The 22,643-nt window shown below is 63.5% G+C and carries 19 protein-coding genes; 2 read left to right on the top strand and 17 right to left on the bottom strand.

Annotated features, from left to right (window positions below):
• Positions 1–22 precede the first annotated feature (22 nt).
• From NO934_RS13965 to ftsZ, 3 genes are all read right to left on the bottom strand, one after another.
• Complete coding sequence (locus NO934_RS13965) at positions 23–853, bottom strand: outer membrane protein assembly factor BamD (RefSeq protein WP_309160577.1); 831 nt, start codon at positions 851–853, stop codon at positions 23–25.
• A 105-nt stretch (positions 854–958) separates the two neighbouring features.
• Positions 959–1,915: a UDP-3-O-acyl-N-acetylglucosamine deacetylase gene (lpxC, locus tag NO934_RS13960; RefSeq protein WP_309160576.1), complete on the bottom strand. Its 957-nt coding sequence runs from the start codon at positions 1,913–1,915 to the stop codon at positions 959–961.
• A gap of 112 nt (positions 1,916–2,027) precedes the next feature.
• A complete protein-coding gene (gene ftsZ, locus NO934_RS13955; protein WP_309160575.1) occupies positions 2,028–3,710 on the bottom strand; it encodes a cell division protein FtsZ in 1,683 nt (560 codons plus the stop codon).
• 235 nt (positions 3,711–3,945) lie between these two features.
• Between ftsZ and NO934_RS13950 the strand changes: the two genes are divergently transcribed.
• On the top strand, positions 3,946–4,422 hold the full coding sequence (locus NO934_RS13950; protein ID WP_309160574.1) for a VOC family protein: 477 nt from the start codon (positions 3,946–3,948) through the stop codon (positions 4,420–4,422).
• A 37-nt stretch (positions 4,423–4,459) separates the two neighbouring features.
• On the opposite strand, the gene NO934_RS13945 is transcribed toward NO934_RS13950, so the two are convergent.
• The 8 genes from NO934_RS13945 to NO934_RS13910 form a co-directional block, all read right to left on the bottom strand.
• A complete protein-coding gene (locus tag NO934_RS13945) occupies positions 4,460–4,969 on the bottom strand; it encodes a superoxide dismutase family protein (RefSeq protein ID WP_309160573.1) in 510 nt (169 codons plus the stop codon).
• A gap of 185 nt (positions 4,970–5,154) precedes the next feature.
• Positions 5,155–6,471, bottom strand: a complete 1,317-nt coding sequence (ftsA, locus tag NO934_RS13940; RefSeq protein WP_309160572.1) for a cell division protein FtsA — start codon at positions 6,469–6,471, stop codon at positions 5,155–5,157.
• Positions 6,468–7,433 (bottom strand): cell division protein FtsQ/DivIB, encoded by a 966-nt coding sequence (locus NO934_RS13935; RefSeq protein WP_309160571.1) that lies wholly within the window; start codon positions 7,431–7,433, stop codon positions 6,468–6,470. Before NO934_RS13935 ends, ftsA begins: the two co-directional genes overlap by 4 nt.
• Positions 7,430–8,350 carry a D-alanine--D-alanine ligase gene (locus NO934_RS13930; RefSeq protein ID WP_309160570.1) on the bottom strand — a complete coding sequence of 307 codons (921 nt, stop codon included), beginning with the start codon at positions 8,348–8,350 and terminating at the stop codon, positions 7,430–7,432. Before NO934_RS13930 ends, NO934_RS13935 begins: the two co-directional genes overlap by 4 nt.
• Before the next feature lie 215 nt (positions 8,351–8,565).
• Positions 8,566–9,543, bottom strand: a complete 978-nt coding sequence (gene murB / locus NO934_RS13925) for a UDP-N-acetylmuramate dehydrogenase (protein WP_309160569.1) — start codon at positions 9,541–9,543, stop codon at positions 8,566–8,568.
• Positions 9,540–10,973, bottom strand: a complete 1,434-nt coding sequence (murC, locus tag NO934_RS13920) for a UDP-N-acetylmuramate--L-alanine ligase (RefSeq protein ID WP_309160568.1) — start codon at positions 10,971–10,973, stop codon at positions 9,540–9,542. The genes murB and murC overlap by 4 nt, the downstream gene beginning before the upstream one ends.
• A complete protein-coding gene (gene murG / locus NO934_RS13915; RefSeq protein WP_309160567.1) occupies positions 10,970–12,064 on the bottom strand; it encodes an undecaprenyldiphospho-muramoylpentapeptide beta-N-acetylglucosaminyltransferase in 1,095 nt (364 codons plus the stop codon). Before murG ends, murC begins: the two co-directional genes overlap by 4 nt.
• Before the next feature lies 1 nt (position 12,065).
• The gene (locus NO934_RS13910) at positions 12,066–13,235 is read right to left on the bottom strand and encodes a putative peptidoglycan glycosyltransferase FtsW (RefSeq protein ID WP_309160566.1); all 1,170 of its coding nucleotides are present in this window, start codon (positions 13,233–13,235) and stop codon (positions 12,066–12,068) included.
• Positions 13,236–13,511: 276 nt separating this feature from the next.
• Between NO934_RS13910 and NO934_RS13905 the strand changes: the two genes are divergently transcribed.
• Positions 13,512–13,961: a GNAT family N-acetyltransferase gene (locus NO934_RS13905; protein WP_309160565.1), complete on the top strand. Its 450-nt coding sequence runs from the start codon at positions 13,512–13,514 to the stop codon at positions 13,959–13,961.
• A gap of 1,459 nt (positions 13,962–15,420) precedes the next feature.
• Here NO934_RS13905 and mraY read toward each other — a convergent pair.
• The 6 genes from mraY to rsmH form a co-directional block, all read right to left on the bottom strand.
• Positions 15,421–16,506 carry a phospho-N-acetylmuramoyl-pentapeptide-transferase gene (gene mraY / locus NO934_RS13900; protein WP_309160564.1) on the bottom strand — a complete coding sequence of 362 codons (1,086 nt, stop codon included), beginning with the start codon at positions 16,504–16,506 and terminating at the stop codon, positions 15,421–15,423.
• 84 nt (positions 16,507–16,590) lie between these two features.
• Positions 16,591–17,985, bottom strand: a complete 1,395-nt coding sequence (murF, locus tag NO934_RS13895) for a UDP-N-acetylmuramoyl-tripeptide--D-alanyl-D-alanine ligase (protein WP_309160563.1) — start codon at positions 17,983–17,985, stop codon at positions 16,591–16,593.
• Positions 17,986–17,991: 6 nt separating this feature from the next.
• Positions 17,992–19,434: a UDP-N-acetylmuramoyl-L-alanyl-D-glutamate--2,6-diaminopimelate ligase gene (locus NO934_RS13890; RefSeq protein ID WP_309160562.1), complete on the bottom strand. Its 1,443-nt coding sequence runs from the start codon at positions 19,432–19,434 to the stop codon at positions 17,992–17,994.
• A gap of 33 nt (positions 19,435–19,467) precedes the next feature.
• Positions 19,468–21,213: a penicillin-binding protein 2 gene (locus tag NO934_RS13885; protein WP_309160561.1), complete on the bottom strand. Its 1,746-nt coding sequence runs from the start codon at positions 21,211–21,213 to the stop codon at positions 19,468–19,470.
• The gene (locus NO934_RS13880) at positions 21,210–21,599 is read right to left on the bottom strand and encodes a hypothetical protein (protein ID WP_309160560.1); all 390 of its coding nucleotides are present in this window, start codon (positions 21,597–21,599) and stop codon (positions 21,210–21,212) included. The genes NO934_RS13885 and NO934_RS13880 overlap by 4 nt, the downstream gene beginning before the upstream one ends.
• The gene (gene rsmH, locus NO934_RS13875; protein WP_309160559.1) at positions 21,596–22,573 is read right to left on the bottom strand and encodes a 16S rRNA (cytosine(1402)-N(4))-methyltransferase RsmH; all 978 of its coding nucleotides are present in this window, start codon (positions 22,571–22,573) and stop codon (positions 21,596–21,598) included. The genes NO934_RS13880 and rsmH overlap by 4 nt, the downstream gene beginning before the upstream one ends.
• Positions 22,574–22,643 lie beyond the last annotated feature (70 nt).

Raw genomic sequence — 22,643 nt, 5'->3', positions numbered from 1 at the left:
CTCATGATCAGGGTGCGGCCGGTCAGTCCGACATCCAGTTCCCGGTCATCATCTGCGGCGAAAGCCCCTGGCTCTGCAACAGGGCAAAGCCGCGCTGATACCATTCCGAACTGGGATAATTGGTGCCCAGCACCGCAGCGGCGGTCTGTGCTTCGCCGACCAGCCCAATGGCGAGATAGGCTTCGATAAGGCGGTAAAGCGCCTCTTCGACATGCGTACTGGTCTCGTGCTCCTCGACCACCACCCGGAAACGATTGATCGCGGCCGTATGGCGGCCATTGCCGAGATAATAGCGGCCGACGCTCATCTCCTTGCCGGCCACCTGGTCGCGCGAAACCAGCAGCATTTGGCGCGATTCCTCGGCATATCGGGAATCGGGATAGGCAGACTGGAGCTGGGTGAACGTCTCGATGGCGTTCGCCGCAAGTTCCTGATCGCGCGTGATGTCGGTGATCTGCTGATAATACGCACTGCCCTTGAGGAACAGCACATAGGGCACTTCCGAGGATCTGGGGTAAAGTGCCAGGAACCGGTCCGCCGCCAACACCGCTTCTTCAAACCGTCCGGACCGGAAGTTCGCAAAGGTCAGCATGACCCTGGCCCGCTCATTGACGTCCGAGAACGGATTCTGCCGCTCCAGCGTCTCGAGATCTTCGATTGCCGCATTATAGCGGTCGTTTTCCATGTTCTCGAGCGCGCTCGCATAGAGCTGATCGGGCGGAACCAGCGGTTCCTCGTCCTGGCGCGAGAACATGCTCATGGGCGAACAGGCGGCGAGGACGCCCACCATGGCAATGGCAGCCGTCATCCGCAAAAGCACGGGCGTCTTGCTCTGTCTGGCTATGATATTCACGAAATACTCCGTTCTCTCATGGCCCGGCGAAAGCCGTGACCCGCACGTCCATGCTCCCCGCTAGCGAGGAATATGTCCAAAACTGTGACGGGGTTTATGGCCTATTCAGCCGATAGAGCGCAAGTAGGGCTCCACTGACAGCCTGTCGGGCAAATCGCCAAGCGCTTCCATTTCGAGCGGCAGCGTATCGGCTTCCATGATCTCGAAATTGGCTTCGCTGGCAAACAGCGACTTGAGCACCAGCGCGTTGAGGCCGTGCCCGCCCTTATAGGACCGGAACCGGCCGTAGATAGGCAGCCCGGCCAGTGCCAGATCGCCGACCGCGTCGAGCAGCTTGTGACGCACGAACTCGTCCTCGAATCGCAACCCATCGGGATTGACGATTTTTTCTTCCTCGATGGCGATCGAGTTCTCGAGGCTCGAGCCCAACGCATATCCCGCCTGACGCAACACCTTGGCCTGCGCGACGAAACCGAAGGTGCGGGCCGGCGCCACCTGGATGGCGAATTTGCGCGGCGACCAATCGAAGATCATCCGCTGGCGACCGATCACCTTGGAGTTGAAGTCGATCTCCACATCGAACGCCCGCCCATTGTAAGGCTCCAGCATGGCGAATGCATCGTTGTCGCGCACCGTCACCGAGCGCAGGATGCGGATGAATTTCTTGCGCTGGGCCTGGACCGAAATCCCCGCATCGAGCACCGCATCGACGAACGGTTCGGCGCTGCCGTCGATGATCGGGCACTCCTCGCCGGTCACCACGATCTCGGCATTGTCGATGCCCAGCCCGTTGAGCGCGGAAAGCACGTGCTCGACCGTGGCGACGCTGATCGATTGACCGAGATCGATCACGGTGCACAGCGACGTACGGCTGACCCGCGCATGATCGATTCTGGCGCTGCCCAGAACTGTTCCATCTTCCGCGATTCGCGTCAGCGTATACCCGCTGTCGGCGGAAGCTGGCTTGATCGTAAGGCGTGAAGGCTGGCCGTTGTGAACGCCGATTCCGGCGAACTCAGCCGGACGGGTCAGCGTGCACTGGCGCACGGTCGGGTTTTTCATCGGTACTCCGGGCCCTTCTGGTTGGTCGGCGGCCCAATCGCCTTACTAACGAAGATCGGCCTGACGTAAAAGTAACGTCAGGCCGATTCAAGCTTTAACACCAGATTTTGGATCAACCGTGGCGTTTGAGAAACGCCGGAATTTCAAGCTGCTCCTTTTGCGGAGCCCGCGCCGGGGCCCGGCCATGTGCGTCGAGATGTCCCGCGGCACCCTCGGCCTGGGGACGCGGAGCGGCCGGACGGGGGCTGGCTGCCTCGATGGCGCTGCGCGCCGCGGCATCGTCAAACTGGGGCTGCACGCGTTCCGGTTCGGCCTGAGGCTCGGCTTCACCGCCGAGATTCAGCCCCACATTGGACGCAAGCCGGCGGAACAGGGCCCGGGCATTGCGCGGCTCCTCGCTGCGCGGCTGCTCCATCTGCGCGCGGGCGACCGGCGGCAGATCGTCCGGACGGACAACACGGCGCTGGAGCTGAGGCCGCTCGGCACCCGAAGGCACATAGGGCCGGGGCATCGCGGCTTCCGGAGCACGCTGGGTCTCTTCCACCGGCTGACGCACGGGCGCTGCCGGCGTATAGGGCTCGATCGTGACGCCGCTGTCTTCGACCGGCTGCTGAGCGGCAGGAGCCGGATTGCCGGTCTTGATCGCCTGGGCCACGGCGGCTTCGAACTGATCGTCGCTCATGTCCGCAGCGGCCGGAGCAGGCTGCTCGGCGCGGGGCGCCTGGGCCGGAGCGGCAGCTTGGGGCTGAGGCTGGCCTTCGGCGGGACGGCGGGCCTGAAGCGGCTGACGCGCTGCATTGGGCTTAACCGGATCAAGGGCCTGCACCATCAGTGCATCGGTGCCCGTAGCGACCACCGAAACGCGAACCTTGCCCTGAAGCGACTCGTCGAACGTTGCGCCCAGGATGATGTTGGCGTCGGAGTCGACCTCCTCGCGGATGCGCGAAGCGGCTTCGTCGACTTCGTAAAGCGTCATGTCCTTGCCGCCAGTGATCGAGATCAACAGGCCGCGCGCGCCCTGCATCGAGACATCGTCGAGCAGCGGATTGGCGATCGCCGCCTCGGCGGCGTGACGGGCACGATCTTCACCCTCGGCCTCGCCGGTCCCCATCATCGCCTTGCCCATGCCGCGCATCACGGCGCGCACGTCGGCGAAGTCGAGGTTGATGAGGCCTTCCTTGACCATCAGATCGGTGATGCAGGCAACGCCCGAGAACAACACCTCGTCGGCCATCGCGAATGCGTCGGCAAAGGTGGTCTTTTCGTTGGCCACACGGAAAAGGTTCTGGTTGGGAATGACGATCAGCGTATCGACATGACGATGCAGCTCATCGATACCCTCGTCAGCCAGTTTCATGCGGCGATTGCCTTCGAACTGGAAGGGCTTGGTCACCACGCCGACCGTCAGGATGCCCTGCTCGCGAGCCGCGCGCGCCACGACGGGCGCCGCGCCGGTCCCCGTGCCACCGCCCATACCGGCAGTGATGAACACCATGTGCGAACCGGAGAGATGGTCGTTAAGCTCGTCAAAGCTTTCTTCCGCGGCGGCACGTCCCACTTCGGGGTGCGATCCGGCGCCGAGCCCTTCGGTCACCCCGACCCCGAGCTGGATCACGCGCTGCGCGCGGGAGAGCGCCAGCGCCTGCGCGTCGGTATTGGCCACAACGAATTCGACGCCTTCCAGCCCCGAATTAATCATGTTGTTAACCGCGTTGCCGCCTGCACCACCGACGCCAAAGACGGTGATTCTCGGCTTAAGTTCTTGGATTCCCGGAATCTGAAGGTTGATTGTCATCTCTGGCCCCATAGTGGCTGTATGGGCAAGATGTAGCGCTCAATTCGTTAACCGGACCCTAACAACTCTACCGATTTCGTTAACCACGCTGCAAAATGCGAGGCTTGACAGCCACAAAGTCACCGCACGTTAAGCATGATTTGCCCGCAACGATTTATATGCCGCTTGACATTCGTGCGCCCTACTATATAACCAAATAAGAATATAACTTTTCGGTTCTTTAGGAGGAACGACAATGTCCAGGATTACCCCGAGCCTGTGGTTCGACGACAATCTCGAGGAAGCGATGGAATTTTACGCTTCCGTATTCCCCGACACCAAGATTCACGGCACCGCCCGCTATCCCGAAGGTGGCATGGGTGAGCCCGGCAAGGTGATGACCGGCGATTTCGAACTCCTCGGCCAGCGCTTCAACGCCATCAATGGCGGTCCGCACTTCAAGTTCTCCGAGGCCATATCCTTCATCATCAATTGCGAGGACCAGGCCGAGGTCGACTATTATTGGGACAAGCTCACCCAGGGCGGAGGCGCCGAAAGCCAGTGCGGCTGGGTCAAGGACAAGTTCGGCGTCTCCTGGCAAATCGTGCCCAAGGCGCTCTATCGGACGGTCACCGGCAGCGATCCCGCCGGCGCCCAGCGCGCCACAAAGGCCATGCTCGGCATGAAAAAGCTGATCGTCGCCGATCTGGAAAAGGCCTATCGCGGCGAATAGCCCGAAGGGCTGCGGGAGCTTCCCGCAGCCACTCGCCTTATTCGATCACCGCGCAGGCGATCCTGTCGCCCGCATCACCCGAGGGCTGGCTCTGATAGTCGTCCCCACCCCCGTGGATCATCAGCGCGCGTCCCATTATCCCCGCTTCGCCCTCATCGAGGGTCACGAGCGAATTGAACACATGCGCGTTGAGGGTTCCCTCGGCGTTCACATACTGGTTCGGCATATCCCCGGCATGCGGACCGGTTTCGGTGAGATACCCATGCTCGACATCGGCGGGATTAAAGTGCTCGCCGGCCGATTCATGATCGGTTTCGTGATCGCACGTGCCCGTCTCGTGCACGTGAAAGGCGACCCATTGATCGGCCGGCAGGCCTGTGGCCTCCACTTCGATCAGCACGCCCTTGGGCGTCCCGGTCAGGTTCGCCGTTCCAACCTCCTGCCCTTCTGCATCAATGAAAGTGGCGGTGGCGGTCTGCTCCTGCGCAAACGCAGGAGACGCCAGGAGCGCACAGCTTGCCACTGCCGCAACCGTAAGGAGCTTCATGAATCCGGTCCTCCGAAATGTTGGTGTCAATTCACGCGGCCATGCCGGCCACTGCCCCAACCACATCGGACCAATGATCCCAACTCCGGGCGGTTCCCCTCGATTGCCTAGGTTGCAACACGTCAGCGGCAGGGATCGCCTCAAGTCCCTGCCACCCCGTACGCCATGCAGAGGAAGAACCTGACCTACACGAAGCCCGACTTGAGCCAGCTTCCCACCCTGGCGAGATAGCCGTCCGATCCGGTGATCTTGCGGGTCGGGCGCGGTTGCACATATTCGGCTCCGCACACCTGCGGATAGACCAGCATGCCCGCCACCGTCGCAAAAGCCGGCCCCTTGGCGCGATCGGGCAACCCGGAAACGCCCAGCGGACGCCCGTTGCGCACGTTGCGCGCCAGCATGCGCCGCGCCAATTCAGGCAAACCGGTGAGGTCCGATCCGCCGCCGGTGAGGACGAACCGCCGGCCCGAAATGTCCATCATTCCCGTCGCCTGCATCCTGTCGCGGATCGCCTCGAGGATTTCCTCGACGCGCGGCCGGATCACCTGTGTCAGCATCTCGCGCGATATCGAATTGGGCGATTCATGGGAGTTGGCGCCGATCGGCATCACCGTGATCACGTCAGTCTCGTCGGTCTGCCCCGGCAGGCAAGAGCCGTAGAGCGTCTTGAGCCGTTCGGCATCGGCCACGCTCACCGAAAGCTGCCGCGCGATATCGAGCGTAATGTGATGCCCGCCGATCGCCAGGGCGTCGGCGTAAACCAGATGCCCGTCGGCAAACACCGATACCGTCGTCGTCGCGCCGCCCATGTCGATACAGGCGACCCCAAGATCGGCCTCGTCGTCCACCAGCGTCGCCAGCCCCGACGCATAGGGCGTCGCCATCAGCGCTTCGACTTCGAGATGACATTTGTTGAGCGCCAGTTCGATGTTGCGCATGGCCAGCGTTTCGGCGGAAATCACCGCAACATCGACGCCCAGCGTCTCACCCACCATGCCGCGCGGATCGCGAACGCCCTTCTGCCCGTCCAGCGCATAGCCGATCGGCAGCGCGTGGATGATCGAGCGCTCCTCGCGCACGCTGCGCTCGTTGACCGCGATCAGCACGCGCGAAATATCGGCGGGCTCCACCTCATGGCCGTCCAGCGACACGCTCGCCGAAAACGTCTCCGAGCCCAGCCGTCCGGCGGTGACGTTCACCACCACCGATTGCACGGTGATCCCCGCCGCACGCTCAGCCATGCCAACCACGGAACGGATCGCCTGCTCGGCCTTGTCGAGATCGGTCACCACCCCGCTCTTGACCCCCGCCGAGGGCCCGTAGCCAAAGCCGATAATTTCGGCCACATGGGTGCGCCCCCGCAGGGCCCTACCCTCGGGCCTTGGCACCAGCCGGGCGATTACACAGCAGATCTTGGTCGAACCGATGTCGAGCACCGTCACAAGCGAGGACCGCCCGGGCTGCACCGGCTTCAAACGCGCTGTCATCGCAGAGGTCATCATTGGCTGTCATCTTCTTCTTCGCGAACCGTCGGCCGCACGGCCACATATTGCGCCACGCGCATGTCGATCAGGTCGAGATCGCGCTGCAGCACCTGGTGCTCCAATTGATAGTCGTTGAGCCGGCTCAGCGCATCGACCACCCCGGTTTCGGGAAGCTGCACGCGCAGGCCGGAATAAAAGATCAGGTCCCAACGCCGGTCGGCCACCCGGTTGAGCGCCGCCAGGTCGAACGTCAGGTCGGGGTAACGGTTGACGAGGTTGATCATCGCCATCGCATCGTCCCCGGCGCCCTCGCCGATCACCAGCGGCAGATCGCCGTTTTCGACGCTTGCCGGCGCGATGGGCGAACCCGAACCGTCGATCAGCATCGTCGCGCCGTCGATCCGCCAGCGGGCCATCGGCTCTTTCTCGGTGATCGAGACTACCAGTGAATTCGGATAGACCTTGCGGATCGTCGCTTCGTCCACCGAGGGAATTTCCTCCACCCGCAGCCGCGCCGCGGCGATATCGAACCCAAGGCTGGACGACCCCGCCTCGATACCCAGCGCATGCGCCACATCGGCCTCGCGGGTGAGCGAGAGCCCGTTGATCTCTATGCTGGCGATGGAGAATCCGACATCGGCCATCTGGCCGTTCATCAGGGTGCCGACCAGCCCAAGCCCTTCCCCCAGATCCTCGCGCAGCACATAGCCCCCGATAGCCAGGGTTGCTGCAACCAGCAGCGTGATGAGGCGCAGCGCCAGGCGCTTGTGGAGCACCCACCAATTGCCCAGCGTGACCAGCATGCCGCCGCGCCTGCGCACAGGCACCAGCATACCGCGCCCCTGCCCCGGAACCAGCGCCCGGTCGCGCGTTACGGGAGAAAGGTTGGAAACCACCCGCAGGGCGGGACGCTCGATGCGCGGCGCCGGCGGCGCGACGGTGGAAGCAGGCGCGGCCGTAAACGACTCTTTGCGCCTCACCTGTTGCAACTTGCGTCCTCCACCATCCAGCTCACCAGCTCTTCGAACGAATGGCCGGCATGGGCCGCCAACTCGGGCACCAGCGAGGTCTTGGTCATCCCCGGCTGGGTATTGATCTCCAGGCACACGAGTTCGCCGTCGTCGCCCCCGCGCGGGTCGTAGCGGAAGTCGCTCCGCGACACGCCTCGGCAGCCCAAAGCAGCATGCGCCATGAGCGACATTTTCTGAACTTTTTCGTAAATTTTCGGTGAAACCTGCGCCGGCAGCACGTGATTTGACCCGCCCGCAGCGTACTTTGCCTCATAGTTGTAGAATGCCAGGTCGGTAACGACCTCGATCACCCCCAGCGCCACATCCCCCATAACGGCGCATGTGAGTTCGCGCCCGGGGATGAACCGCTCCACCATCAGTTCTTCGTCCCCGTCCCAATCGGTGCGCAGGATCTCCTGAGGCGGATGCTCCTGACCTTCCTTGACGATGAAGACGTTGACGCTCGACCCGTCATTATAGGGCTTCACCACATAGGGAGGCGCCATCACATGGCTGCGGGCGATCTCGTCGCGCGTGGCGATCACATGGTCGGTGACATTGACCCCCGCCGCCTTGAACATCACCTTGGCCTGATGCTTGTCCATGGCGAGCGAAGAGGCCAGAACCCCCGAATGGGTATAGGGAATCCCCAGAATCTCCAGCAGTCCCTGGATCGTCCCATCCTCCCCGAACCGCCCATGCAGCGCATTGAACACCACATCGGGCTTGAGCCGGCCGAGGACGTCGGCAATGTCCCGGCCCATATCGATCTCGGTAACCTCATAGCCCGCCTTGCGCAGCGCCTCGGCGCACTGCTCTCCCGAGGCAAGCGACACCTCGCGCTCATGCGACCACCCGCCCTTGAGCACTGCTACATGTTTGGCCATCACTCACCGCCTTTAGTTGTCCTATTCGCCTGCGTCGTTCGCCCCCCTCTCCCCTTGAGGGAGAGGGGCCGGGGGTGAGGGGTGCGCAGCGCTTCCGCATCCGCCCTGCCCGCTATTTCACGCCCCATCTCGGAGCCACTTTCCCCCTCTCCCCTCGTGAGGGGAGAGGGCTGGGGTGAGGGGTGCGCTGAGTCAGCGACACACACCCTCGCCGGCTACTGCACCCCGGCGAAAACCTCGCCGTCCAGAAACTCGCGCACGTCGCGCCCGGCCTCGAAATGCCCCATCCGCCGGATTTCCCAGTTGAGCTCGATCCCGTGCTTTTCCCGCACCTTGGCGCGCACTGTCTCCCCCAGCGTCTCGATGTCATGCGCGCTCGCCGCATCGAGATTGATGAGAAAGTTCGTATGCATCTCCGACACTTGCGCATCCCCGATGCGCAGTCCCCGGCACCCGGCCTCATCGACAAGCTTCCACGCCGACAGCCCATCGGGGTTCTTGAACGTCGATCCCCCCGTGCGCGTATTGGTCGGCTGGGTGGATTCCCGCCGATCGGTGATCTCGCGCATCTTGGCAAGGATCTCCTCGCTATCCCCCGGCGCCCCCTCGAACACCGCCGAGGTGAAGATCACCCCTTCGGGCCCGTTCGAGTGGCGATAGCTGTAATCCATATCCGCATTGGACAGCTCGACGATCTCGCCCTGCCGCGTCACCCCGCGCAGGCTCACCACCCGTTCGCGCGTCTCGGTGCCGTAACACCCGGCATTCATATAGAGCGCGCCACCAACGGCTCCCGGAATGCCGCGGAAGAACTGCAACCCATCGACCCCGGCCTTGGCCGCCGCCGTCGCGATCTTGACGTCCGGCAGCCCCGCGCCCGCGCGAATGCGATTGCCCTCCAGCACCTCAACCCCGCCGAACGCCTTGGCCGGCAGCTTGACCACGACCCCGTCGATCCCGCCGTCGCGGATCAGAAGGTTCGATCCCAGCCCGATCACCGTCACCTTGATGTCGGCAGGCAGGTTCTTGAGGAACAGCGCAAGATCGGCCTCATCGGCCGGCTCGAAATAAAGCTGCGCCGGCCCGCCCACGCGGAACCAGCTCACCTTGGCGAGCGGATGGTTGGCAATCAGCGTGCCCCGCACTTGCCCGATCCATCCGGCAAGCTGCGGCAAAAGATCGGGAAAACTCATGCGCTGGCCCGTGCCTTGCCCGCAAGTTCCGCTTCGAGTTCACCGGGCAGCGCCGCCGCCCAGAGCGTGATGTTCCCCGCCCCCAGGCACACCACATAGTCGCCTTCGCTCGCCCGTTCCGCGATCAACCCTGCCAGCTCTTGGGGTCCCGCAATCGCCCGCGCATCGCGATGCCCGCGCGCCCTGATGCGATCCACCAGCTCGGTATGCGACACGCCCTCGATCGGGCTTTCCCCCGCCGCATAGACCGGCGCCACCAGCACGGTGTCGGCCTCGTTGAAGCAGGCCGAGAAATCGTCGAACAGGTCGTGAAGCCGCGAATAGCGGTGCGGCTGCACCACCGCGATCACGTCCCGCTTGGCCGATTGCCGCGCCGCCCGCAGCACCGAGGATATTTCCACCGGGTGATGCCCGTAATCGTCGATCACCGTAATCCCCGCGACCTCCCCAGTCTTAGTGAACCGCCGCTTGACCCCGCCAAACCCCTTGAGCCCGGCCCTGATCTGCTCGTCGCTGATCTTGAGCTCCTGCGCCACGGCAATCGCCGCCGTCGCGTTGAGCACGTTGTGCATGCCCGGCATGGGCAGCTCCAACCCGGCGATCTTGCGCGTCTTGCCGCTGATCCTGTCGCGGATCACCACCGAGAACCGGCTGGTGCCGTTGTCGTTGGAAACCTCGATCAGCCGCACGTCCGCCTGCGGGTTGCGCCCATAGGTGATCATCCGCCGGTCCTCGATCTCGCCCACCAGCGCCTGCACTGTGGGATGGTCGAGGCACATCACGGCAAAGCCGTAGAACGGCACGTTCTCGACGAAATTGCGGAACGCTTTCTTGACCCCGTCGAAGTCGTGGTAGTGGTCGAGATGCTCGGGATCGATATTGGTGACCACCGCCACATCAGCCGGCAGCTTCACGAACGTGCCGTCGCTCTCGTCGGCCTCGACCACCATCCAGTCGCCCTGCCCCAGCCGAGCATTGGTGCCATAGGCGTTGATGATCCCGCCATTGATCACCGTGGGGTCGAACTGTCCCGCATCGAGCAGCGCCGCCACCATCGAGGTCGTCGTCGTCTTCCCATGCGTGCCGCCGATGGCGATGGCGTTCTTGAAGCGCATGATCTCGGCCAGCATCTCGGCCCGCCGCACGATCGGCAGCCCCTTGGCGCGGGCCTCCTTGAGTTCGGGATTGTCCTTCTTGATGGCCGAGGAGACGACCACCACAGCCGCGTCGCCGATGTTCTCGGCCTTCTGCCCGATCATCACCTCGATGCCCATCGCCTGCAGCCGCTGCACATTGGCGTTGGTCGCCTGGTCCGATCCCCGCACCGTATAGCGCTGGGTGTGCAGCACCTCGGCGATGCCGCTCATCCCGATCCCCCCGATGCCGATGAAGTGCACGGGCCCGATGTCGCGTGGCATCTTTGTGTTCATGATTGTCCTTTGGCGGTTTGCTCGACGAGATTGGCCAGCCGTTCGACGGCGTCGGCCACGCCCACCGATTGCGCGGCTTGAGCCGCAGCGGCGAGACGATCCGGAGCGTTCAGAAGATCGTGAAGCTGGGTTGCAAGAGATTGCGGTGAAAGCGTGGCCTGGTCGGCAACCCAGGCGCCGCCCGCCCGCTCCATCACCAGCGCATTGGCGCGCTGGTCCTGATCGAGCGATCCGGGCAGCGGCACGAGGATGGACGGGCGTCCCAGAACCCCCAATTCGGCGACCGTCGAAGCCCCGGCCCGCCCGATCACCAGATGGCTGGCCGCGATGCGCTCCGGCAGATCGGCAAAAAACGTGGCCATTTCCACATTCACCCGCGCCGCGCGATAGGCTTCGGCCACCCGGTCGAGGTCCTCGGCCCGGCATTGCTGGGTGACGTTGAGCCTGCGGCGCAACCGCTCGTCCATCTGCGCGATCGCCGCCGGCACAATATCGGAAAAGGCCCGCGCCCCCTGGCTGCCGCCGAAAACCAGGATATTGATCGACCGCTCGCCATCGAGCGCCGGATAAGGCGTCCCGGCAACCCCGCGAACCCTGTCGCGCACCGGATTGCCGACGAGCACTTTGGTGAGCTTGAACCGATCGGCATGCGCCGTCTCGGCAAAGCTCATCGCCAGCACCTTGGCAAACCGCGCCAGCGCCCGGTTCGCGCGCCCCAGCACCGCGTTCTGCTCGTGCAGAATGCCCGGAATGCCCATCGTCGCCGCCGCCACGAAGGGCGGGAAGCACGGATATCCCCCAAACCCCACCACCGCGTCCGGCCTGATCTGGCGCAGCACCTTCCGCGCCTTGCCGATCCCGCCAAGGATCACGAAACCGGCTTTGACGAACTTGACCGGATGCCGGATCGACGGCGTCGCAGCGGGCACCACATGCACGCCGCTTGCGGGAAACTCCGCGCCGTAATGGGTCACGCGTTCGTCAGTGACCAGGTGGATGTCGTGGCCCCGCCGGCCCAGTTCCTGGGCCAGCGCCATGGCGGGAAAGAGGTGCCCCCCCGTTCCGCCGGCCATCAATGCGAAAGTGCTCATATTACCCGTTCTTCAGCGCGCTGCGGATCGGCAGGCCGGTGGCGAATGTTTCCTCCGGCTTGCGTCGGGTCAGCGCCAGCAATAGCCCCATGCCCAGCCCGATGGCAATCATCGAGGTGCCGCCATAGGAGATGAACGGCAGCGTCATCCCCTTGGGCGGAATGAGGTTGAGATTGACCGTCAGGTTGATCGCCGCCTGCACCCCGAACTGGATGGCCAGCGCGCTGGCCGCCAGGCGGTTGAAAAGGTTCTGCTGGCTCAGCGCCAGATTGAGCGCCCGGATCACGATAAACCCGATAAGGCACACCAGCATCAGGCAAAAGAGAATGCCGAACTCGCTCGCACCGGCGGCGAACACGAAGTCCGCGTGAGCGTCCGGCAGGTAGCGCTTGGCGATGCCCTCGCCCGGCCCCATCCCGAACCAACCGCCTTCGAGCAGGGATTCAAGCGCCCGCTGCGCCTGATAGCTATCGCCGGTTTCGGGGCTGATGAACGAGTCGATGCGGCGCGCCACATGCGGGAAAAACGTATAGGCCACCACCATCAACCCGACGGCCGCGACGCCAAGAACGCCGATCACCAGCCAGGACATGCCTGAAAGAAACAGCAATCCGCCATAGACCACCGAAACCAGGATCGTCTGCCCGAGGTCGGGTTGCAGCAGCAGCAGGCAGATCACCAGTCCGGTCGAAGCCATGGCCAGAAGATGTCCGGGCACATCCTTGCGCTTCATCTGTTCGGAGATGAACCAACCCGACATGATCGCCAGTGCGGGCTTGACGAATTCGATGGGCTGCAGCGATTGCCCCATGAACGACACCCAACGCCGCGCGCCCTTGACCTCCACGCCGTAGCGCAGCGTCATCGCCAGCAGCAGCACGCCGCCAATCAGGGTGACCAGCGCCACGACCCGCACCCATCGGGCGTTGATCATCGAGGCGGCGATCATCACCGCCAGCGCCGGAATGCAGAACAGCACATGACGCTGTGTGAAGTGCCACGGCCCCAGCCCGATGCGTTCGGCCACCGGCGGGCTCGCCGCAAAGCTCAGCAGCACCCCGAATCCCATCAGCGCCACCAGCGCAAAAAGCAATTCGCGGTCCACGGTCCACCACCATTCGGCGATGGGCGTCTTTCGTTCACGGGAGAACCAGGCTGAAATGGCAGTCAAGGCACGGCTCCGATACGCGGCCAACACATCACTAGCGAACGTCCGGACCGCCCCCGCCCATCCGAAACACTCGTTGCAGAATGCGAGAATTACCACCCCAGTGGTTACCATTTCGCAACCATGGCTTGGCCTGAACGCCAACACCCGCTATACCGGTCGCGCTCGAACCAAGGAGATTTATGCGCAGAGGCTGATATCCCGACCGCTAAACGCGGTGTGTTCACAGCGTCCCTCCCTGGGGCGCCGTCTCTGTATGCATTCTCTTTGTGGAAAATCATGAAAAACATCGACGTAACGATCCGCGCCTATCAAGCGGCGGATCTCGAAGCGCTTTCGGCCATCTGGTTCGAAGCGTCCATGCTGGCTCACCCCTTTATCGGCGAAGCCCGCCTGCGCGAGCAGCGTGTCTTGATCGAAACGGTCTATCTCCCCAAGGCCGAAAACTGGGTCGCCTGCACCGACGATCGACCAGCCGGCTTCATCAGTCTGCTCGACAATTTCATCGGCGGCCTCTTCGTCTCCCCCAACCGCCAGGGCCTCGGCATCGGCCGCGCCCTGGTCGCGCACGCCAAGGCGCTCAAGGGCGAACTGGAGCTGGAAGTCTACCTCGACAACCCCCAAGCCTGCGCCTTCTACCACGCGCTCGGCTTCGAAGAAGTTTCCCGCCGCACCCACGACGATCAAGGCCTGCCATTCGGCAACGCCCATCTGATCCTCAGAGCGTGAAACGAACAGGGCGTCTCCCAGGACGCCCTGTTTCCAGGCTCCCCAACCTCCCGCCGATCGCCCCCGCAGCTATCGGGCCACACCCACAAGCGGAGTTGGGTGCCCACCAAAACTGCTCGTGCCTCCGCTCTCCCTCGCTCCATTCCCCACCCGTGTCACCCCGGGCTTGACCCGGGCCAGGTATCCGCGCCGCTCTCAAATCTTCCCCGTAACCTCTCCCTCTCCCTTTCTCTCGCCGCCCCCCACCGTTGTGGTTCCTCCCGTACCCTCTCCCCCTCGTCGTCTTCGTCCCCGGACTTGATCCGGGTATCGACCCGGAGACCCGCAGGGTTTCCAAGCACTCATCAGAAGTGCGTCCCCCAACCTCCCCCACACAGCAGGCAGCGTTGCGGATTGTCGGGTCAAGCCCGACAATGACGAGAGAACAGGTGGGTGCCCCAAACGTCTGTCGTTTCGACCACCTCTTCACCGCCGTGTCGCCCCGGGCTTGACCCGGGGCCAGGTATGCGCGCCGCTCCCGGCTCTTTCTCCCGCACCCCTCTCGTCTTCTTCGTCCCTGAATCAAGTCCGAGAACGAAGACGATGGAGAGGCTGGAGACAAGGAACGACGAGATTCTTGCCGTAACGCTCCCCCAATCGCCCTTCTCCCCTTGAGGGAGAAGGTGGATCGCCCAAAGGGCGAGACGGATGAGGGGTGCGCTGAGCCTCAACAATCACCGCCGGTGGCCGCTGACAGGCCGAGCCCCCTCATCCGACCGCTTCGCGGCCACCTTCTCCCACCAGGGGAGAAGGGTAATGGGGGTAAACACCAACCCGGTGCTTGTCATCCCCAGCGCTCCCCAAGAGCCCCCTTCTCCCCTGGTGGGAGACTTCGAACCGTCCTTTGGCCAATCGTGCCGGTGGCACGATTGGAGGTGAGAAGGCCATGAGAGCGGAGCCTGCCCCTCGCGAAGGCGGGGGCTCGAATGGCCGGGGATGAGGGGGGCGCTGAGCTTCCACAGACACCCGTGCAAAAAACTTATCCCCGCCCCCTGCGTTTCCCCCATACTCCCCCTCACGACCCCGCGCATATGGACGCAAGCGCTACGAACGTTTGGGCGGGATCGGTTCGGGTTCCTCACGGGTCGCCGTGGGGAAGGCCCAAAGCGGACAGATGGCCGGATGTGGATAAAAGGTGTGAGCGGACCACCAATCCAATCACTCCCACGTCGTACCAGGGAAACCCGGAGGGGCAGCGGGAAATCATCGGCAACGGTGGCTTTCCCAACAATCCCCAGCCCGAGAAGCCGCCATAAGCCCAAAATCCCGAGCGCATGGGGCGATGATCGCTTCATACTAACAAATTCAGCACGAGGCGTTCATCGCCCCATGCCGTCTATTGAAATCGCGATGACCCGAAGGCTCAGCCGGAGGGCGATTCGACATGCCTGCAAAGCTGCCGAGATTTCACGCGCCTGCTTTACCGCAGCTTGAGCGACGAAAGCCCGATCAGCGCCAGCACCATGGCAATGATCCAGAAGCGGATGACGATCTGGCTCTCGGTCCACCCTAGATGCTCGAAATGGTGGTGAATGGGCGCCATCTTGAACACGCGCTTGCCGGTGAGCCGATAGGACGTCACCTGCACGATCACCGACACCGCCTCGAGCACGAACAAGCCGCCCACGATGGCCATAACGATCTCGTGCTTGGTCGCCACCGCGATGGTCCCCAACGCACCGCCGAGCGACAGCGAGCCGGTATCGCCCATGATGATCTGGGCTGGCGGCGCATTGAACCACAGGAAACCGAGCCCCGCCCCGATCAGCGCCCCGCAGACGATGGAAAGCTCCCCCGTCCCCGGCACGAAATTCAAGAACAGATAGTCGGAATAGACCTGGTTACCCACCAAATATGCGATGAGCCCGAAGGCGGCCGCCGCGATCATCACCGGAACGATAGCCAGCCCATCGAGCCCGTCGGTGAGGTTCACCGCATTGCCCGCGCCCACGATCACGAACGCGCCGAAGATAAAGAAGAACAGCCCCAGATTGAGCGCCAAATCCTTGACGAACGGCAGCAGCAGCGCGTGCTCATAGCCATTTGGGGCCTGGCTGGCGATCATCATGCAGGCGACAATGGCGATAACGGATTCTATCGCCAACCGCGGCTTGCCACCGAAACCCTTGTGGTTCTGGTGCTTGACCTTGAGGTAATCGTCGTAGAACCCGACCAGCCCGAAGCCGGTGGTCACCAGCAGCACGGCCCACACATAAAGGTTGGAAAGGTCCGCCCAGAGCAGGATCGAAACCAGCGCCCCCGAAAGGATCATCAGCCCGCCCATTGTGGGCTTGCCCTTCTTGGTCAGAAGGTGGCTTTGCGGCCCGTCCTCTCGGATCGGCTGGCCCCTGCCCTGCCGGATGCGCAACGAATTGACCATGCCCGGCCCGAACAGGAACACGAAAAACAGCGCGGTGATGATCGCGCCGCCGGTCCGGAAAGAGAGGTAACGGAAGACGTTGAAGACCGGAACCGCATCTGCGAACTGCTGCAGGAAATAGAGCATGGAGCTTGGTCTGTGCCTCTGGAGCGTTTCCAGCACCCGGAAACGGAAGTAAAAACGCGCGCCTTTTTGGCGCAACCAACAAAACTACGGCGTACCGAACGTATCGCGTATGCGGGCCACCAGCGTGCCCAGCCGCACCCCGTTCGATCCCTTGAGCATAACTGAGTCGCCCGGCGCAAGCGTTTGCAAAACATCCTGCGTGATCTCGTCCACAGCCTGTGTCCGCTTGGCCACAAGCCCCGCCGGCAAGGCCGCGTCCAGCGCACCCATATGCCGGCCGACGAGAAACACGAGATCAGGCCTGGCCGAAACGACCGCCGGAGCGAGCTCGGCATGGTAGTCCTCGGCCGCCGCACCCAGCTCACGCATGTCCCCAAGCACCAGCACTCTGCGGCCTGCCGTCGGCATATCCGCGAACACCTCGAGCGCCGCGCGCATCGAGGTGGGGTTGGCGTTATAACTCTCATCGATGAGCCTGAGGGGATTGGCCCGATCACCGAGAAGCGACGCCACCCCACGGCCTTCCGGCGCTCCGTGCCGGGCCAAAGCTGCAACCGATGTTTCCACATCGGCCCCAAGCGCCCGCGCCACCAGCAGCGCCGCCACGGCATTGGCCAGCATGTGCCGCCCCGCCGTAGCGGTTGCAATCTCCAGCGACAGCCCATCGCCGCTCACTCTCGCGGCCCCGCCGTCCGGCGTGGGATGGTAATCGGAGATCGTCACATCCGCCGCCTCGAAACCGTAGGTCAGCGGCGCCAGACCTGCCGTCCCGGCGGCATCGATCAGCCTCTCGACATGCTCGTGATCGCGCCCGAGAATCGCCGCCCCGCCCGGCTCGACGCCGGAGAAAATCTCCGCCTTGGCGTCGGCAATGGCCTCCACCGAGGGAAAGAATTCCAGATGCGCCGGCGCGACGGTGGTGATCACCGCCACATGCGGCCGCACGAGGCGAGACAGCGGCGTGATTTCCCCGGCATGGTTCATGCCGATCTCGAAAACGCCGAATTGGGCATCCGCCGGCATGCGCGCCAGCATCAACGGCACGCCCCAGTGATTGTTGAAGCTCTTGATCGAGGCGTGCGTCTTCCCGCTCGCCTCCAGCGCCACCCGGATCGCCTCCTTGGTCGAGGTCTTCCCCACGCTCCCGGTCACCGCCACGATGCGCGCCTTCGACCGGCTGCGCGAAAACCGCGCGAGTTCATTGAGCCCTTCGAGCGCGTCCTCGACGACAATCAGCGGCAGTCCGGCCAGCGCCTCTGCCTTCTCGCGGCTGACCAGCGCGGCCACGGCCCCGGCTTCTATCGCCTTGCCAACGAAATCGTGCCCGTCGAAATTTTCGCCCTTGATGGCAACGAAAAGCGCTCCCGGCGCAATCTCGCGGGAATCGATCGAGATCGAAGATACCGCACCGGCAGCGACACCCTCGGTACTGCCACCCGTCGCCGCGACGATCTCGGAGATCGAATAGAGCGCGTCCATCAGCCCCTACTCGCCAAGGGCCGAGCGGACGACTTCATGATCCGAGAAATGGTGCTTGGTCTTGCCGATGATCTGATAATCCTCGTGCCCCTTGCCGGCCACCAGGACCGTATCGTTAGGCCCCATTTCGGCGATTGCGTGACCGATGGCCTCCGCCCGGTCGCCAATCTCGAGCGCCCCGGGCGCCGCGGCCAGGATTTCGGCGCGAATGGCGGCGGCATCTTCGGTACGCGGGTTGTCGTCGGTGACGATCGCCAGATCAGCCAGATCGACGGCAATCTTGCCCATTTCGGGCCGCTTGCCCCGGTCGCGATCCCCGCCGCAACCAAAGACTACGATCAACCTTCCCTTGGTGAAGGGTCGAAGGGTTTCCAGCACCACCTTGAGCGCTTCGGGCTTGTGCGAATAGTCGATAAAGACGTTGCCGCCATCGCGGCTCCCGACAAATTCCAGCCGTCCCTTGGCGCCCTGCAGATGCCCCAGCGCCTCGATCGCGACGTCGTTGGGCACCCCGCTCGCCATCGCCAGTCCGGCAGCGACCACCGCGTTGGAAACCTGGAAGCGCCCAACCAGCGGCAGCAGCACCTCGAAATCCTCGCCCACCAGCTTGCCCTTGATCCGCTGCCCGCGCCCCTCGGGCGTGACCTCGGTGACGTCGATATGCGCCCCGCCCTCGCCAACCGTGAAAACGGTTGCACCCCGATCCAGCGCCGTGAACATGAAGGTGGTGCCTTCTTCGGTTTCGCAATTGACGACAGCGGTTGTCGTCTCGTCGATCAGTTCCCGAAACAGCCTCAGCTTGGCATCGCGATAGCTGTCGATATCATGGTGATAATCGAGATGGTCGCGATAGAGGTTGGTGAAAGCCACGGCCTGGAACTTCACCCCGTCGAGGCGCCGCTGGTCGATGCCATGGCTCGATGCTTCTATGGCCACATGGTCGATGCCCTGCGCCTTGAGATCGGCAAGCGTGCGATGCAGCGTCAGCGCATCGGGCGTCGTCAGCTCGCCAGGCACCAGCGTGTCGCCGACCGTCAGGCCCAGCGTTCCCAGGCTCGCCCCGCGCATACCGGCATAGGCCCAGATCTGTCGCACGAAAGAGACCACCGAGGTCTTGCCGTTGGTGCCGGTTACGCCAACGCAATGGACAGGTTGCGGCCCGCTCACAAACGCGGCGGCATGGGCGTAGGCAGCGCGGACATCGGGAACAATCACCACCGGAATGCCCGGATCGGCCTGCGGCGGCGTATCGGTCACGATTGCCGCGGCCCCACGCCCCACGACCTCATGCGCATACTCGACGCCGTGCCCCCGCGTGCCGGGAAGCGCGAAGAATGCCTCTCCCTTTCCCACCAGACGGCTATCGGCGTTAAGCCCCGTTATGGCGATCCCGGCCGCGCCTTTGGCACTTTGCGCGCCACCGAGAACGTCGACAAGCGAATACGGCAAGGTCAAATATCCCATGTTTCCGGCATTGGCCGATCAGAGTCCGGTGCTCGACACCGGCGATTGCTGCAATCCGGCCCTCAATTCGACGGGAACCAGTTGCGTGTCAATCATTGGATCGAGATTTGGCTGAATTCCGAGCATAGGAGCGATCCGCGTCACGATCCGGCCGGACATCTCGCCAGCGTTCCAGCCAGCCGTACGGCCCGACTGCTCATTCTCCGGCCTCGGCTCGTCCACCAGAACGATCATTGCATATTGCGGATTGTCGAGCGGGAAAGCAGAAACGAAGAAGGCCAGGCTCTTTTCGCTCGAATATCGTCCATCGACGACCTTTTCTGCGGTGCCCGTCTTGCCGCCCCAGCGATAGCCCTCAGCGATGGCATTGCCGCGGCTGCCCGAACCCGACAACGCATTGAGACGCATCAGATAACGGATATAAAGGCTCGTCTGCTCCGAAATCACCTGAGGCGCATCGGCCATGGCCTCGGCTTCCGTGCGCGGGAACAGGGTCGGCTCGACAAGCTTGCCGCCATTTACGAACGCGCTGATCGCGCGCAGCGTCTGCAAGGGGGTCACGCTCAGCCCGTGGCCGAACGAGGCGGTTGCAGCGCCCACTTCCGAGAAATTAGCTGGAACCGCCGACTGGGTCACTTCGGGTAACTCGATCGGCGGCGCCCCGTCAAAACCCATCCGCTCGATGAAAGCGCGGAAATTGTCCTTGCCCATCGCCTGCATCATCTTGATGGTGCCGATATTGGACGAGTACTGGTAAACTTCGGGAACCGAGAGGATGCGGTACTTGCCGTGGAAATCCTCGATGGTGTAGCGCCCGAAACGCACACCGAAGCGCGCATCGATCTGGTCGGTAATCCGCACCGCGCCGCTGTCGAGCGTTGCCGCCATTGTGACGGTCTTGAAGGTCGAACCCGGCTCGAACTTGGCGGCGGTGATCCGGTTGAAATGGCCTTCCTGCAGCATGGTGGCAGGCGCGTTGGGATCGAAATCGGGGAGCGACGCCATGGCGACGATCTCGCCGGTATTGACGTTCATGATCGCGCCAGCCGCCGCAATTGCCTGATAGCGCTCGAGCGCATCGACAAGCTCGTCGTGGAGGATGTGCTGCACACGCAGATCGATCGAAAGATTGACCGGCGTCAGCGCGCTGTCACGCGCCAGCCCCAAATTCTGCAGCAGCGCAAGGTTGTCGTCGTCGAGATGCTTTTCAATGCCCGCGATCCCGACATTGTCGATGTTCACTGCGCCCATCACATGCGAGGCCACCGTCCCGCCGGGGTAGAAGCGCTTGCTTTCCTCGAGAAAATCAAGTCCGGGAATGCCCAGCCGCATGATCCGGTCCTGCTGGGCGGGCGTCAGTTCACGCGCGATCCATACAAAGCCGCGATCCCCAGTCAGCCGGTTGCGAAGCCAGGCGGGATCGAGATCGGGCAAGACGGTCAGAATGGCATCGGCGGCCTCGTCCACGTCGATGATGCGCCGTGGCTCGGCAAACAGCGAGGGCACGCGGATGTCGACGGCCATTTCCAGCCCGTTGCGATCCAGGATCGAGGGGCGCGAAGCCATGATCGCATCGCGCGTCTGGCCTTCGATGCTGGTATCGACTTCGACATTGCCCAGCCAGATCAGGCGGCCGAACATCACCGAGAACACCAGCAGCACGAACACCATGGCCCAGCGGATGCGCGCACCGGTGAGATTGCCGCGAGCCTTTCGCGCGCCGTCGAGGGAAATCGTATCGTGGTCGGGGGTTATGGCGCTCATAGCAGCCCCTCCAGGAGCGAACCGATCGGATCCTCGCCCTCCTCGATCGTCTCGAACAGCGCGTCGAGCGCTTCGGTATCGAGCCGCTGCTGCGGGCGCATGGGCAGGTCGGAAAAGCTGCCGAATTGCTCGACTTCGGCCACCTGCAGATTGAGCACGTCGTTGTGACGGTCGATGATGGGCTGGATATGCGTCGGCTGATTGAGATAGGCCCAATCGGCCTTGAGGATCGAAAGATCGGCCTGCTGCTTGGCGATAGCCGCCTCGATCCGCCCGATCTCCTCAGCCGTCAGTTCCGCCATGTGCTTTTGCGAGTAGACGGCGACCACCGCGATCACCGCGACGATGCCAAGGATGATATTGAGGCGATGCAGAAATCGGCTCATGCCGCACCTCGCCTGAAACCTGGAACCCCGAGCCCTGCCGTCTGCACTGCGCGGGCCGGTGCTGCGGTCCGAACTGCGCTGCGCAGTGTTGCCGAGCGCGACCGGGCATTGCGCTCGAGTTCGACCGCTCCGGCCTTGATCGCCTTGCGCACCGGCGCCCACCGGGTTTCGACGGGCTCAACCTGCGGCAGGTGCCGCGATTGCGGCGCGGCGGTCTTGCTCTGGTCAAAGAAGCGCTTGACGATCCGGTCCTCCAGCGAATGGAAGGTCACTACCGCCAGCCGCCCACCTTCGGGCAGGATGCGTTCGGCGGCATAGAGCGCTTCGACCAACTCGTCGAACTCGCCATTGACGGCGATGCGCAGCGCCTGGAACGTCCGGGTGGCCGGATGCGGTGCGCCCGGCTTGCGGCCAACCGCCTTTTCGATGATCTGGGCCAACGCCAGCGTATCGTTGATCGGCTCACTGGCCCGCGCCGCAACGATTGCCTTGGCGATCCGGCGCGAAGCGCGCTCCTCGCCGAAAGCGAAAATGAGATTGGCCAGATCGGTTTCGCTCAGGGTGTTGACCAGATCCGCGGCGCTTTCCCCTTCCCGGCTCATGCGCATATCGAGCGGTCCCGAGCGCATGAACGAAAATCCGCGCTCGGCCTGATCGAGCTGCATGGAGCTGACCCCGATATCGAGAACGATCCCATCGATGCCGGCCTCGCCGGCCAGCGTATCGAGCTCGGAAAACGCTCCGGCGACGAAACTGAACCGGTCGGGAAATTCGGCCTTCAGCGCCGCGACGAACGGCGCCACGGTCGGATCGCGATCAATCCCGACAACGGTTACGCCCGCGTTCAACAACGCCCGCGAATACCCCCCGGCGCCGAACGTGCCATCGACGATGCGCGCACTTTCGAGCGGCGCCAACGCCTCGAGCACCTCGCTCAGCAGCACCGATTGGTGGGAAGATTGCGGCTCGGCCATCTGGTTCAGATACTCGCGCCCGGCGCGTGTCGGCCGGAACTCAACAACTCGAAATCAAAGCGGAATTGCT

This window comes from Pelagibacterium sp. H642 (genome assembly GCF_031202855.1).
GTDB lineage: Bacteria > Pseudomonadota > Alphaproteobacteria > Rhizobiales > Devosiaceae > Pelagibacterium.
This window is presented reverse-complemented; position numbering and strand designations above follow the sequence as displayed.

Coding starts and splice junctions, on each gene's coding strand:
- murF (WP_309160563.1), bottom strand. CDS start 17,985: ATGGACGCGCTCTATTCGATCTCCGAGATCGTCGCGGCGACGGGTGGC.
- NO934_RS13950 (WP_309160574.1), top strand. CDS start 3,946: ATGTCCAGGATTACCCCGAGCCTGTGGTTCGACGACAATCTCGAGGAA.
- NO934_RS13945 (WP_309160573.1), bottom strand. CDS start 4,969: ATGAAGCTCCTTACGGTTGCGGCAGTGGCAAGCTGTGCGCTCCTGGCG.
- NO934_RS13930 (WP_309160570.1), bottom strand. CDS start 8,350: ATGGCCAAACATGTAGCAGTGCTCAAGGGCGGGTGGTCGCATGAGCGC.
- NO934_RS13885 (WP_309160561.1), bottom strand. CDS start 21,213: ATGAGCGCCATAACCCCCGACCACGATACGATTTCCCTCGACGGCGCG.
- ftsA (WP_309160572.1), bottom strand. CDS start 6,471: ATGATGACCTCTGCGATGACAGCGCGTTTGAAGCCGGTGCAGCCCGGG.
- ftsZ (WP_309160575.1), bottom strand. CDS start 3,710: ATGACAATCAACCTTCAGATTCCGGGAATCCAAGAACTTAAGCCGAGA.
- murB (WP_309160569.1), bottom strand. CDS start 9,543: ATGAGTTTTCCCGATCTTTTGCCGCAGCTTGCCGGATGGATCGGGCAA.
- murG (WP_309160567.1), bottom strand. CDS start 12,064: ATGAGCACTTTCGCATTGATGGCCGGCGGAACGGGGGGGCACCTCTTT.
- mraY (WP_309160564.1), bottom strand. CDS start 16,506: ATGCTCTATTTCCTGCAGCAGTTCGCAGATGCGGTTCCGGTCTTCAAC.
- lpxC (WP_309160576.1), bottom strand. CDS start 1,915: ATGAAAAACCCGACCGTGCGCCAGTGCACGCTGACCCGTCCGGCTGAG.
- rsmH (WP_309160559.1), bottom strand. CDS start 22,573: ATGGCCGAGCCGCAATCTTCCCACCAATCGGTGCTGCTGAGCGAGGTG.
- NO934_RS13905 (WP_309160565.1), top strand. CDS start 13,512: ATGAAAAACATCGACGTAACGATCCGCGCCTATCAAGCGGCGGATCTC.
- NO934_RS13880 (WP_309160560.1), bottom strand. CDS start 21,599: ATGAGCCGATTTCTGCATCGCCTCAATATCATCCTTGGCATCGTCGCG.
- murC (WP_309160568.1), bottom strand. CDS start 10,973: ATGAACACAAAGATGCCACGCGACATCGGGCCCGTGCACTTCATCGGC.